Raw genomic sequence first — 13,377 nt, forward strand, 5'->3', positions numbered from 1 at the left:
TTATAATTAGACCAGATTTGTGTTTTGCTATCGCAATTCTCTTATTATCAAAAAATAAGTTTATGAGAATTTACACAAAATATCGTACAGTCCCTCTTTTGCATTTTCTTTCATTTTTATATTATCTGTAATGTCAATGTGTCAAACTTTTTTATCACTTATTTCATCTAATTTATAAAAAATAAAGTTTTTATAATTATCAAGATTTTCTTTATAGATAATGTTTATATTATTAAAAATATATTCTTGATTATTTGAGTGTCAATTTTTAGCATTTATTTTAATATTAAAATTCTCATTATTTAAATCTTTATTTGATGTGAATTCCAAAATAATTCTTTTGTTATTTTTTAATGAAGAAAGATTTTTATAATTTATATATTTTGAAGTTTTATATGCTTCAACTTCTTTTATTTTGACATTAGAAATTTCAAATTCTATATTTTTTTGTTCTGAATTTCTTTTGTAAACAGTTTCTAAAATATTTGGATAAACATCCTTGTAAAAGATATTTAAAGGTTCATTGTTTTGTAATAATTGAAACTGAGATTTATTTTCAATTTTATAGTCAAGTTTATCATTTTTAACTTTATAGTTCAAATTTGAATATAAATTATCCTTTAATACTTTTGGAATTTTTTCATAGGATATTCTTAGTAACAGATGATTAATTTGACTAATAATTTCTGAAAATTTATAATTAGGTGTTAAATCTTTTCCAATATCGTTAATTAAAACTTGACCAAAACCTAAATCTGTTAGTTTTTTAAATAAATTATTTTCACTATTGTTTTCAAAATCACTTAAATTATTTTGATAGTAAATTGCATATCTTAGAAATAAGCGATAAAAATTCTTAGTTTTAGGATTATTAAAATCATCCCCAAATGGCATTGTATCTAAAAAGTTTTCAATAAGTTTTTTATTTTTTAAACTAAAACTATTGCTAAAAAATTTTTCAGAAATGTTTGGTGAAATTATTTTACCTTGTTCTAAAAATAAAATGTTTTGTTTGTATTTATAATCGATGGTATTTTTTTGATTACTATATACATTTGTCTTTATTTGTTGACACGAAGTTGCTATAATTAAAGACGAAACAGACATAATTAAGAGTTTATTTTTTTTAAATTTAATCATTTTTATACTCCACATCTATATAACTAGAAAAATCTCAATTTTCAAAAATGTAATCAAAATATTTTTTGTTTAATCAATTAATTTTTTCTTCATAAATTTTGTTTAATGGATCATTTTGACGTTGTTTATAATTAAAATTTGTATTGTATTTTTCAGAAAGTTTGCGATTTAATTCTTTTCTTAATAAAGATCTATATAAATCTAATTCTTTTAAGTATAAAGTTGTTTTTAAATAACCGTTTTTCATTTTTTCGTATTCACCGAAATAAGTTCTTTCATGTTCGGATGATTTAGAATCACTAATTTTTAATCTTTCAGTTTTTGTATTATCAACTTCAAAAGATAGTGTTGAGTAAACTTTATAGGAATTTCTGTTACTATTACCAATATTAATCAATTGTTTTTTAATATCTATATTTTTATGATCATGTAATAAATTATTAATCTCTACATAAACTTGAACATTATCATCATTATTATTATCCTTTATCTCCTTAGTTATTTCATCATAAAATGATTTCTTTTTGGTTAGAATAAATGTTGAAGTTATATTTTTAGTTTGTTTTTTTAAATATAAATCATCTAGATTAATAACAGAAGTTTCATAGTTTTTAATCTTTTTAAAAATATTTTTTCACTCTGAATTATCCATATATTATTCCGATTTTATAATTTTTTTCATTTTGAATAATTTTGGAATGCCAAAACCTGTTTTATTTTTTGTTCTATTATCTTTACAATATTCATTTTTTGTATTACTTGGCAAATCACTATCACTATTTTTTAATATATCTGTTTTTGTTGCTGCATAATTTGATGAAGCAGCTAATAACAATTTAGTTTCACTTATTGTTAAGTTTCTTTTTATTTGATTTTGTAATAGAGAAATTAAACCAGTTATAAGTGGTGCCGCTTTACTTGTACCATTAAAATCAATTAAATACTGAAGTTCCGATTTATGTTGAGGGTCTATATTAGGGTTTGTTAATAAATAATCTTTAATTTTTTTATAACTTTCAAAAATACTCTTATCTTTTTCTCGATAAATACCTTCGCCGTATGAAGAAACAAATGGTAGATTATCATTATTGATATAACCATATGATGAAAAATTTGTATGTTGATTATTAAAATCAACCGAACCAACTGTAATAATTCCTTCAAAGTCTTGAATACTCTGATATTTCTTTAAACCATTTATGATATGTTTTGAATTATTTCTTAAATCGTTAATAAAATTATTTACTTCAACTTCATCGTTAAAAAAGGATCATATTTCATTTCATGAATTTCTGTGATAATCCTCAGGTAATGTTGTTATTCGTCTTATTAAATCTAAACCATTTTGTAATTCTGTAATATTAAAATTTTTATTTTGTAAAAACAACAATGTTTTTTCTGATTTTTTTTATTAATGTATCAATAAAGTTATTAAAATTTCCTGATGACATAATTATTTTTATATCATTAAGTCTTGCTTCTTTATCTAATAATTGTCAATTTTGTTCAATTGTTGTTTTTCATTTTTTATAAAAATAATCATCAGAAGATAATTTATAAAATAACCATAACTCACGTAGATCATAATATTCATTAACGTCTTTTGGTTTTATAATAATTTCCTTATTATTTTTTACTTTTGACTTATGAAATTCATAATTTCTTTCAAAAGTAGGCAAACCTAAATTGATATTAATTAATTTCACTTTAAATTTACCATTTTCATCCTTGAATTTATTTATTGTTTCAGTAAAACTTGTTCCATTTCCAACAATTGATGAATAAAAAATATTAGCATTTTTGTTTATCCCACTATTTGTACCAATTAATGAAATTACACCAATAGGGTGATTATCTTCTGTTGTGGTGTTTGCGAAATTACCCACTTTAAATATTTTATTTTTATTATTTTTTAAAACTATGCTATTAGACTTAATATCACCATTTTCAATTACACCAACGTTATTGAAAATTTCGCTTGATTGAACACTTGTTTTATTAAATTTTTATACCCAACTTGTTATAATATAATTCATTTATTTTATTTAATTCTTCATAAATAAATTGTGGTATTTCTTCGTATTGGTTTTCAACATTAGAAGCAACAACACTAAATGGAATAGTAATAACAGACGTTAAAATTAATTTTTTAAATATTTTCTTTATTTTCATATTTTTTTCCTTATATTTAAATTTTACATCTTTAAAATTGATTTTGCGTTAATAAATATTAAAAATAAAAAATAAATATTCAAAAGAATCCTTTTTATATATGATATAGTGTTTATTTATGTAAAAATGATTCCATATTTTAAATAAAAATAATATTTATTAAAATTTTTTATTATTTTATAAATACTTGTGTTTTTATTGAGTTTTTTTAAAAAGAAAAATTAAATAAAAACACAATTAAAATACTTTTATCCCTATATTATAGTAATAAAAAATTAAAAATATGATACACACGGAACTGTTGTTAATGTTATAATATATAAGCTATTTAAAAATGGCTTTTATTAAAAATTAATCTTATATTAAATGAAAGGATAAATTAAGATGCCAACAACAAATCAATTAGTTACAAGTGGTCGTACATCAAAAGTTAAAAAACAAAATGCTCCTGCATTAAGTTTAACTTACAACTCACTTATTAAAAAATCTAAAAAAATGGCTTCACCATTTAAACGTGGTGTATGTACTCGTGTTGCAACAATGACACCTAAAAAACCTAACTCAGCGTTACGTAAATATGCTCGTGTTAAGTTATCAAACACAATGGAAGTTACAGCATATATTCCAGGGGAAGGACACAACTTACAAGAACACTCTGTTGTTTTAATTCGTGGTGGACGTGTTAAAGATTTACCTGGTGTTAGATACCATATAGTTCGTGGAACACAAGATGCAGCTGGTGTTGCAAAACGTAACCAAGGACGTAGTTTATACGGAACTAAAAAAGCTAAAAAATAAGCATAAGTAAATTAATTTAAAATAAACAATTTAGGAGGACAATTATGTCAAGAAAGAAAAAAGCACCAATCCGTGAAGTACTTGCTGATCCAGTTTTTAACTCTGTTATAGTTACAAAATTAATTAATCAAATTATGCTTGACGGTAAAAAATCAACAGCACAAGATATTTTATATTCTGCTTTTGAAGTTATTAAAGAAAAAACACAAAAAGAACCAATGGAAGTATTTTTAGCTGCTGTTGAAAATATTACACCATTATTAGAAATTCGTACAAGAAGAATTGGTGGAACAAACTACCAAGTTCCTACAGAAGTTCCTGTACGTAGAAAACAAACTTTAGCACTTAGATGATTAGTGCAATACGCTAGATTAAGAAATGAAAAAACAATGGATCTTCGTTTAGCAAATGAAATCATCGACGCATCAAACAAAACAGGTGGAGCAATCAAAAAACGTGAAGATACACACAAAATGGCTGAAGCAAACCGTGCTTTTGCTCATTTCAGATGATAATTTCTTTAAACAAAATTTATAATTAAATTATGGCAAGAGATTACGAATTAAAAGATTACCGTAACATCGGTATTATGGCCCACATTGATGCAGGTAAAACAACCACAACAGAAAGAATTTTATTCCACACAGGAAAAATCCACAAAATTGGTGAAACACATGACGGTGGTTCACAAATGGACTGAATGGATCAAGAAAAAGAAAGAGGTATTACAATTACTTCTGCTGCAACAACAGCATTCTGAAAAGGTAAAAGAATTAATATTATTGATACACCAGGACACGTTGACTTTACAGTTGAAGTTGAACGTTCATTGCGTGTTTTAGATGGTGCAGTTGCAGTTCTTGATGCTCAATCAGGAGTTGAACCACAAACAGAAACAGTTTGAAGACAAGCGACAAATTACAAGGTTCCACGTATTGTTTATGTTAACAAAATGGATAAAGCTGGTGCAGATTTTGCTGCTTCTGTTGCTTCTGTTAAACAACGTCTTGGAGGTAACGCAGTTGCTATTCAATGACCTATTGGTGCTGAATCTGATTTTAAAGGATTAATAGATTTAGTAACATTACAAGCATTCACATATAATGGTGAAGCACAAGAAGAAGAATTTGCAACAGCTATTCCAGAAAACTTAAAAGATGTTGTAGAAATTAAACGTCAAGAATTATTAGAAGCAGTCGCTGCTTTTGATGAAGAATTAATGATGAAAGTATTAGAAGGTGGAGAAGTAAGCGAAGATGAATTTAAAGCAGCAATTAGAAAAGCTACTTTAACATCAGAATTCTTCCCAGTAGTTTGTGGAACATCATTTAAAAATAAAGGTGTTAAAAAAATGATCGATGCAGTTATCGATTACTTACCTTCACCATTAGATATTCCAGCTATTAAAGCGCACGAAGGTGAAAATGAAGTTTCAGTTGAAGCAACAGATGAAGGAAATTTTGCTGCATTAGCTTTCAAAGTTATGAATGACCCATTTGTTGGTTCATTAACATTCTTCCGTGTATACCGTGGAGTATTAAATAAAGGAAGTTATGTATTTAACTCAACAAAAGGTGAAAAAGAACGTATAGGACGTGTATTACAAATGCATGCAAATAGTCGTGTAGAGATTGATGAATGTCGTGCAGGTGATATCGCTGCTGCTGTTGGTCTTAAATATACAACAACAGGTGATACTTTAATTGACGAAAAGTCAGCAAAAATCGTTTTAGAAAAAATGGTTTTCCCTGAACCGGTTATCTCACAAGCACTTGAACCAGAATCAAAAGCGGCTACTGAAAAGTTATCATTAGGATTGCAAAAATTAGCTGCAGAAGATCCTACATTTAGAACTTACACAGATGAAGAAACAGGTCAAACAATTATTGCAGGTATGGGTGAATTACACCTTGATATTATTGTTGATCGTTTAAAACGTGAATTTGGTGTGCAAGCAAAAGTAGGTGCTCCACAAGTTTCATACCGTGAAACAATTACTAAATCAGCAGAAGTTGAAGGGAAACACATTAAACAATCAGGTGGTAAAGGTCAATATGGTCACGTGTGAATTAAATTTGAACCAAACCACGATGAAGGCTTTGAATTTGTTGATAAAATTGTTGGTGGTAAAATTCCAAAAGAATACATCAAATCAATTCAAAAAGGTCTTGAAGAAAAAATGGCTGTTGGTATTTTAGCAGGATATCCAATGATTGATATTAAAGCAACATTATTCGATGGATCATACCATGATGTCGATTCATCAGAAATGGCTTATAAAATTGCTGCTTCAAAAGCTCTTACAAAAGCAAAAGACCAAATTGGAACTGTTTTACTTGAACCAATTATGGACGTTTCAGTAGTTGTGCCTTCTGATCATATGGGTGATGTTATTGGTGATTTATCACGTCGTAGAGGTCTTGTAAATGATCAAGAACAAAGAAATGATGGTGCTGTTATTGTTAGAGCAGATGTTCCATTATCAGAAATGTTTGGTTATTCAACAGAACTTAGATCTATGACAAGTGGTCGTGGAACATACCAAATGCAATTTAAAAAATACGAAAAAACACCTAAAAATATTTCAGATGAAATTGTTAAACGTAGAAACATTCAATCAAAAGATGAAGATTAATATTTAATAATATTCAAATAATCATATATAAATAGTAGAGTAATCTACTATTTTTCTTTTTAACTTTTTGATTTACAAAAACCGTTTATATCTTATATAGATGTTTAAAAGTTTTTGTTAAACGATTTATTAATTATTATTTTTCAACCTTTAATTTGTCATAATGTTATAATTATTTTATTGAGGTTAAAATGGTATATTATATCACTTCTTTAATATTGTTATTATTTAGTATTATCATAGTATTATTGGGAATACTTTTATTTGTTTATATTAAATATGTTAAATTTCACCTGTTTTTTGTTGTATTTGATAGGATAAAAAAACTAGATAAAGAAATTAAATTAAATTTAATGTTTGATCAAGCTTACAAATTACAAGAAAAATTATTCAAGAAATACTTAATGATTTATAAATATTTATTTATTTTTTTATTTTTATGAATTTTAATCGTTGGTGCGTTTTTATTTTATACTATGGAACATAGAGTTGGTTACTTTGAAGAAGGATATGAAGAAATTCAAAGTGCAATATCAATAACATTATTCAATATCTTTTTAATATTTGCACCACCAGCTTTTTTAATATCTTATATGTACGATTATTTATCAAAATTTTTAAAGAAATTTCAAAAAATAAAAGAAAAATACATTTTATGTTTTAGTGATGATTTGTATTTACCACAAAAAATAACTAATGTTTATTTTGATGAAAAAGAGAATGTAAAAAAATACAACTCAAAATGATTTATTAAAAAGTATAAAGGTAATGCACTTATAATGTATTATTTCTTTCTAGTTAATATAATAAATGATCAATATATTAATCAAAGAGAAATTAACATTATTATTAATGATTTTATTATTTTTTTAAAAGAAAAAGATAATTTTTAGGAGGAATTATGAACAAAATGATTTTAATATCAGGTGATCTTATAAATGCAGCTAATTCAAAACTTAATGAATGATATATTAGACAATTACCTAACAAAACTAAAAAAGATAATCTAGGTTAATTTATGAAAAAATTAAATAAATTAATTAAAATTTTTAAATTACTTGTTCCAAGTTCTCTAATATTACTTAATTCTTGTTCTTTTTTAAATCATAATCCAGATCACTATGTTTTTAAAAGACTAAAACAAAAATATTGACATAAAGATATTATAGATATTCAAAATGATTGGGTGAATTCAGAAAAAAGATTTATTAATATTTATAATACAAATAATTATGTTGAAAATATGTATTCAAAGGATGAATATGCTTTTATGAATTCTTATCGATATGATTCAAGAAAAATATGAAACAACTGAAACACAGAAGAAGATGGTGAACCCGATGAAGATTTTTTAAATACAAAATTTCTTGCATATTTTTTAACTTATAAAGGTATTGAAAATATAAGAGGTTATGATTTATTCTATATAAAAAAAGGCTCTATATTATTTAATAATATAAAAAAATATTTTAATAATTCTAATAATTTTATACTTCTTAAAAAGTTTATGTATGTAAATTCTATTGATGAACCATTAAAACAATATATTGGTATTAGAGACTATAAACTTGAAGATAATAAATTTTTTATAAATACATATAAACAAAATAGTTATGAATGAAACAATTTTTCTTTTAGAAGACAACACGAAAATTTAAATATTAATGTTATTAAAAAATATTTATATGAAAGAAAAAACGATTTTAATATTCAATATATTCATATATGAAGAAAACTGGAACAGTATTTAGTTATACCAACTGATGTTTCATTAGAAAAATTTAATTTAATAAAAGAAATAAGAATTGTTTAGTGATTAATACTAAAATTGGTAAAATATAAATATATACATAATAAAATTAATAATTTCAAGAAGTAAAATGAAAAAAAATAAGAAATTATTTGCATTTTTAGGAACTAGTGCTATTTTACCTTTAGGTTTTGCTATTTCATGTAATGATCCTCAGAATGTTTCAAAACAAGAATATAAGTCTGAATATATTAGAATAATGAAAGATCTTGTCCAACAAGCGCTTAAATCTCAAAATTTGCCAAAAGAATCATTAGATGCTTCTTTATCAATTTTTGAAACAAGTATTGATACAGTGTTAAAAACATTTGATGACAATTATAATTTTGCAAATGAATACAAAGGACTAAAAGAAGCTGAATCAAAATTAAAAAATTTAGATTTTAACGAATTAAATAGCTCCCTTCTTAATATTTTAGGTGAACTAAGACCAAGAGAAAATAGCAATAATACAAAAACAAAATAATTTTAAACTCAGAAAATAATTTTATTTGAGTTTTTCACTTTTTTTAATAAAAATACGTTTAGATCTATACACAAGGTCTAAACGTATTTTTTATCTAAATTGTTAATTATTATTTTTATAAATAATCATTTATTCCATTAAATGTTTGTTCTTCTGGATTGTTTATTAATCAAAAACCACTATCAATTCTTTTTTGTTTTAATTTTTGATTTTGTTTTTCAATAAATGATCAAATAAATGGTGTAATCAATGTGTTAAGAATAATAATGCCTATTAATGCAAGCAACATAAATGCTTGAACATGTAAGTTTCCAAGAATATTAAATCCTAACATAATAATTGATATTAAGAAAATAATAGTAGAAATTGAAATTGTTCTATTTAGATTTTTATTAACAGCTAGTGCAGCAAGTTTTTTAACATCATCAAACTTAATAACTTGTTGATGATTAACTTCTTTTACAGTTATTTTAATGGTGTTAAAGAAGTTAATTTTCTCATAAATTGATCAAATTATTAATAATGCAAATATTATAAATATTGAATTATCTACATAGAATCTTGTTATTGTTAGTAAAGAGAATGCAAATAATAAGTCTAAAATAAATCCTATTAATAATGTTAGTGAATAAGTTCAACCAAAAATAAATAAAGTTATAACAGATGCAATAAACATCACAACAAGAGAACCAATACTAATTCATAATAATGATTTATTTGAATCATAATTTGTAAGTTGGTATGATACAACATTGATTTTTGAATCATAATTTTTAACTATTTCTGTTATTTTACTAATAAATGATGATAAATCTTTATGAGAAGTTATTCTTAATAAATAATTTTGTGTATTTGATATTTCATCAATATAAGTGATATTTTTAAAATTAAATTCTTTTATGTTTATTATTTCATTTTGTAAATTTTTAACATCGTCTAAACTTAATTTTTGATTTAAATCTGAATTACCAGTTATCAAAATATTTCATCCACCACTAAGGCTTGGATCAGAAGAAACGGCAAATCAAACATTTTTATTAATTGCTGATAAAGTTATAAATGTTATTGTTCCTATTGTTATAAAACCAAGTAAAATAAATAAACTAATTTTACCTATTGAATAAATATTTATTTTTTTGTTTAAGTTTTTAACATTTTCATAATTTTTAAAATCAATTTTTTTAATACCAATAAGTCATAATTTATTTTGATTAATTAAATCTGAATTAATCAATAAGTAACTTAAAAGTTTTAAGATTAATGTAACACTAATTGCAATTGTTAATACTGATATTGTTATAAGTATTGAAAAGTTTTTGTCATCTTTAAAGGTAAAATAAAACATTACAAGAGAACTGATAAATATTAAAAGATTAATATTAAATCTGTCTATAAAGTGTTTTCTTGAAGAGTTTTTATAACTCTTTTTAAGTGAATCTTTTTCAAAAACTCCTCTTTTTAGTCTTTCGAACCAACTTATACTTGAATCAGTTATAAAAGCTAAACCAATTAAAATTGCTGTAATTGATGCTGGAGAATATTCACCCCTCATTAAAGTGAATAAAATTAATGTAATAAATATATATAATGCGGAACTAATTGTAGTTAATGCACCAAGAAGTCCATAATTAATAAGTAAAATAAATGCTAAGATTCCAAAAATAACAATTGTTGCAATCATTGCATAAAATCATTTCTTATTACCTTCTGAAGAATTTATATTTGAAATAGAAACAACAGATAAATCATAATCGGCAAAAGCAAAATTAATTTTATTTGTAAGTTCTGCTGCTTTTGAATTAGTATATGTTTTATTAAAGTTTATTTCTGATATTGAAAAAAGATCATTTGTTGATAGAGTATATAATAAGAAGTTATCTTCAATATTTAATTCTTTATTTTTTATTCCGTTTGCTTGTCTTCTATTGTCTTTATCTAATGTAAATTCTTCATTATTGACATGAATAAAGTTTCATATATTTTGTTTTGATTTTTCTCATTCTTTTGGATACTCATTTTTAGCTTTATTAATTAATTCATCTAAATTTAATCAAATTAAAATAGTTTTACCATTTTGTTTATCATAATATTCTTTTAATTTAGCTAATTCTGCTTGACCTTTATCATTGCTTAAATTTAACTTAATTCCATTAAATTCATTTCTACTAATATGTTCTGTTGGTTTTGATAAAGACAACGGTGGTAATCATTTTTTTCAATTATTTTTATCTAATGAAACATTATTAACAAATCTACCATTTTCGAATAAAACATTATTATTTTTATCTGTAAAAACAAATGTTGGCTTATTTATTATTTCATCGATAAATTGATTTTGTTTTTTATCATCAAAATCACCATTTTTAATTATTTCATAAGTTCCGTTGTTATGTGAAATAACTTTAACATCACTTATTGATGAACTACCACTCAATCTCTGAAATAACGAATTAGATATTTCGGATGTTTTATCAGAATCTGTTATTGATGAGTTATTTTGTTCTGCTTTAACAACAACCTTAATACCACTTCCATAATCAATAGATTTCTTATTATTTTCACTTAAATAAAAAACACTACCAAATATAATTGAAAGAATAGTAGCAATAACCATAAAAACAGATATTAATAGTCTTTTTCAATTATTTAAAATAAAGAATTTTCTTATTATTTTCATATTATTTAATATACCATATTTTTGTTTTTTTTGTAGTATAAAGGCGCATAAAACACTCTAAATTAATATTAAGAAAATAAATAAAAAATAAATATTAAATTGTTTTCAATTACAATTATATTGTATAAATATTATATTCTTATAAATTAAGAAATATTAGAAACAAAGATACTGAATTTATTTTTCAAATGTATTTTAAATGAAAAGAATTAAATAACCTGATTAAAAAATATTATACAAGAGGCGTAAATTTACACGAAGCTATCACAGAACATCTTGCTTGTCTTATAAATGATTATAAAATAAGCACAAAAGATGACGGAAGTGAAGATGCATTTACAAAAGACAACAAAAAAGTACAAATCAAAGCAACAAGTAATTATGATACAGATTTAACTTCTTTTGGTCCAAAAAGCGAATTTGATATTTTAGAATTTTTTAGACTGGATAATGATTCTGATAAATTTTTCTGTTATAGAGTTCCGATCGAGAATTTAAATGAAATAATGGTTAACAAATAAGAAACATTTAGTGAAAAACAATCTATAGGACAGAGACCAAGATTTTCAATTATTGAAAAAATAATAAAAGATAATAAACATGGTTACTATGAAATAATTGATATGAATACAGGAGAAGTTGAATTTTTTGAATAGGGATTGAATATAATATTCATATTTCTATCCAAAAAAATGAGACGTGCTGCAAAAGGGGTGTTAATAATGAAAAAATATAAAATTGGTAGCTTTTTTACTGGTGTTGGTGGCATAGACTTAGCATTCAAAAAAATTGGAGAAATCGTTTACGCGAATGAATATAATAAAAACGCTGTCTTAACATTTGAAAAAAACTTTGATTTAAAAGTAGATTTAAAAGATATTAGAGAAGACGATCCAAATTATATACCAGACTTTGATATAATGATTGTCGGTTTTCCTTGTCAAGCATTCTCGATAGCTGGTAAAATGGAAGGGTTCAATGACCAAAAAGGAGAGGTGATTTATTTTTTGAATTAGAAAGAATATTCAAGATAAAAAAACCTGAATTAATTTTTCTAGAAAATGTTAAAAATTTAATATCACATGACAAAGGAAATACTTTTCAAGTTATTTTAGACAGTTTAAAAAATGAAGGTTACTTTGTTAAATATCAAATTTTAAATACAATGCTTTACGGGGACACACCGCAAAACAGAGAAAGAATTTATATATTAGCATTTAAAGACATTAATATATATAAAAATTTTGATTTTCCAGAACAAATAGTTTTACAAAAAACAATTCAAGATATTATAATAAATGATAAAGTTGATGATAATTATTATTACACTGAAAAAAACTTTAAATATTTTAATTTATTAAAAGAAAATATAAAAAACCCTAAAACAATTTATCAATGAAGAAGATAATATGTTAGAGAAAATAAATCAAATGTTTGTCCTACACTTACAGCAAATATGGGAACATGTGGACATAATGTGCCAATTGTTTGAACAAAAAAAGGGATTAGAAAAATCACACCAAAAGAATGTTTTTTATTCCAAGGTTTTCCAGATATTTTAATTTACCAGATATTGCAAATTGCCATCTATATAAACAAGCAGGTAATTCAGTTTCAGTGTCAGTTATAAAAAGAATAGTTGATAGACTAATAGAAAGCATTGAATAATAACAAAAGTT

At 23.8% G+C, this 13,377-nt stretch carries 16 protein-coding genes; 10 read left to right on the plus strand and 6 right to left on the minus strand.

The genetic code is table 4. The annotated features are described in order from the left end of the window. Positions 1–60: 60 nt before the first annotated feature. The 5 genes from BU00_RS0100490 to BU00_RS05010 all read right to left on the minus strand — a co-directional run bounded on the left by BU00_RS0100490 (position 61) and on the right by BU00_RS05010 (position 3,312). Positions 61–1,140, minus strand: a complete 1,080-nt coding sequence (locus BU00_RS0100490; protein WP_027121022.1) for a hypothetical protein — start codon at positions 1,138–1,140, stop codon at positions 61–63. Further along, on the minus strand, positions 1,133–1,792 hold the full coding sequence (locus BU00_RS0100495; RefSeq protein WP_027121023.1) for a hypothetical protein: 660 nt from the start codon (positions 1,790–1,792) through the stop codon (positions 1,133–1,135). The genes BU00_RS0100490 and BU00_RS0100495 overlap by 8 nt, the downstream gene beginning before the upstream one ends. Positions 1,793–1,795: 3 nt before the next feature. Next, a complete protein-coding gene (locus BU00_RS0100500) occupies positions 1,796–2,530 on the minus strand; it encodes a S8 family serine peptidase (protein ID WP_084477533.1) in 735 nt (244 codons plus the stop codon). Beyond that, on the minus strand, positions 2,511–3,026 hold the full coding sequence (locus BU00_RS0100505) for a hypothetical protein (RefSeq protein WP_027121025.1): 516 nt from the start codon (positions 3,024–3,026) through the stop codon (positions 2,511–2,513). The genes BU00_RS0100500 and BU00_RS0100505 overlap by 20 nt, the downstream gene beginning before the upstream one ends. A gap of 112 nt (positions 3,027–3,138) precedes the next feature. Beyond that, complete coding sequence (locus BU00_RS05010; protein WP_156926404.1) at positions 3,139–3,312, minus strand: hypothetical protein; 174 nt, start codon at positions 3,310–3,312, stop codon at positions 3,139–3,141. Positions 3,313–3,696: 384 nt separating this feature from the next. Here BU00_RS05010 and rpsL point away from each other — a divergent pair, with 384 nt between their 5' ends. The 6 genes from rpsL to BU00_RS0100545 all read left to right on the plus strand — a co-directional run bounded on the left by rpsL (position 3,697) and on the right by BU00_RS0100545 (position 9,021). After that, positions 3,697–4,110, plus strand: a complete 414-nt coding sequence (rpsL, locus tag BU00_RS0100515; RefSeq protein WP_027121026.1) for a 30S ribosomal protein S12 — start codon at positions 3,697–3,699, stop codon at positions 4,108–4,110. A 44-nt stretch (positions 4,111–4,154) separates the two neighbouring features. Continuing rightward, the gene (gene rpsG / locus BU00_RS0100520) at positions 4,155–4,625 is read left to right on the plus strand and encodes a 30S ribosomal protein S7 (protein WP_027121027.1); all 471 of its coding nucleotides are present in this window, start codon (positions 4,155–4,157) and stop codon (positions 4,623–4,625) included. A gap of 29 nt (positions 4,626–4,654) precedes the next feature. Then, positions 4,655–6,745 (plus strand): elongation factor G, encoded by a 2,091-nt coding sequence (gene fusA, locus BU00_RS0100525; RefSeq protein WP_027121028.1) that lies wholly within the window; start codon positions 4,655–4,657, stop codon positions 6,743–6,745. Positions 6,746–6,993: 248 nt separating this feature from the next. Next, positions 6,994–7,638, plus strand: a complete 645-nt coding sequence (locus BU00_RS05180) for a hypothetical protein (RefSeq protein WP_027121029.1) — start codon at positions 6,994–6,996, stop codon at positions 7,636–7,638. Between the two features lie 125 nt (positions 7,639–7,763). Continuing rightward, positions 7,764–8,558, plus strand: a complete 795-nt coding sequence (locus BU00_RS0100540) for a hypothetical protein (protein ID WP_027121030.1) — start codon at positions 7,764–7,766, stop codon at positions 8,556–8,558. A gap of 67 nt (positions 8,559–8,625) precedes the next feature. Continuing rightward, positions 8,626–9,021, plus strand: coding sequence for a hypothetical protein (locus BU00_RS0100545; RefSeq protein ID WP_027121031.1), 396 nt, complete (start codon positions 8,626–8,628; stop codon positions 9,019–9,021). Between the two features lie 115 nt (positions 9,022–9,136). Here the strand turns inward: BU00_RS0100545 and secDF are convergent, their stop codons facing one another. Then, positions 9,137–11,698: a protein translocase subunit SecDF gene (gene secDF / locus BU00_RS0100550; RefSeq protein ID WP_027121032.1), complete on the minus strand. Its 2,562-nt coding sequence runs from the start codon at positions 11,696–11,698 to the stop codon at positions 9,137–9,139. Between the two features lie 188 nt (positions 11,699–11,886). On the opposite strand from secDF, the gene BU00_RS04365 reads away from it, so the two are divergent. From BU00_RS04365 to BU00_RS05360, 4 genes are all read left to right on the plus strand, one after another. Further along, positions 11,887–12,219 (plus strand): Bsp6I family type II restriction endonuclease, encoded by a 333-nt coding sequence (locus tag BU00_RS04365; protein ID WP_245579598.1) that lies wholly within the window; start codon positions 11,887–11,889, stop codon positions 12,217–12,219. 201 nt (positions 12,220–12,420) lie between these two features. Next, positions 12,421–12,714, plus strand: coding sequence for a DNA (cytosine-5-)-methyltransferase (dcm, locus tag BU00_RS05390; RefSeq protein WP_027121033.1), 294 nt, complete (start codon positions 12,421–12,423; stop codon positions 12,712–12,714). A gap of 32 nt (positions 12,715–12,746) precedes the next feature. Continuing rightward, positions 12,747–13,106: a DNA (cytosine-5-)-methyltransferase gene (gene dcm / locus BU00_RS05395; protein WP_281170784.1), complete on the plus strand. Its 360-nt coding sequence runs from the start codon at positions 12,747–12,749 to the stop codon at positions 13,104–13,106. Between the two features lie 119 nt (positions 13,107–13,225). Continuing rightward, the gene (locus BU00_RS05360; RefSeq protein WP_245579599.1) at positions 13,226–13,366 is read left to right on the plus strand and encodes a DNA cytosine methyltransferase; all 141 of its coding nucleotides are present in this window, start codon (positions 13,226–13,228) and stop codon (positions 13,364–13,366) included. Positions 13,367–13,377 lie beyond the last annotated feature (11 nt).

Origin of the sequence: Mycoplasma leonicaptivi ATCC 49890 (assembly GCF_000622205.1) — a bacterium.
GTDB lineage: Bacteria > Bacillota_I > Bacilli_A > Mycoplasmatales > Metamycoplasmataceae > Mycoplasmopsis > Mycoplasmopsis leonicaptivi.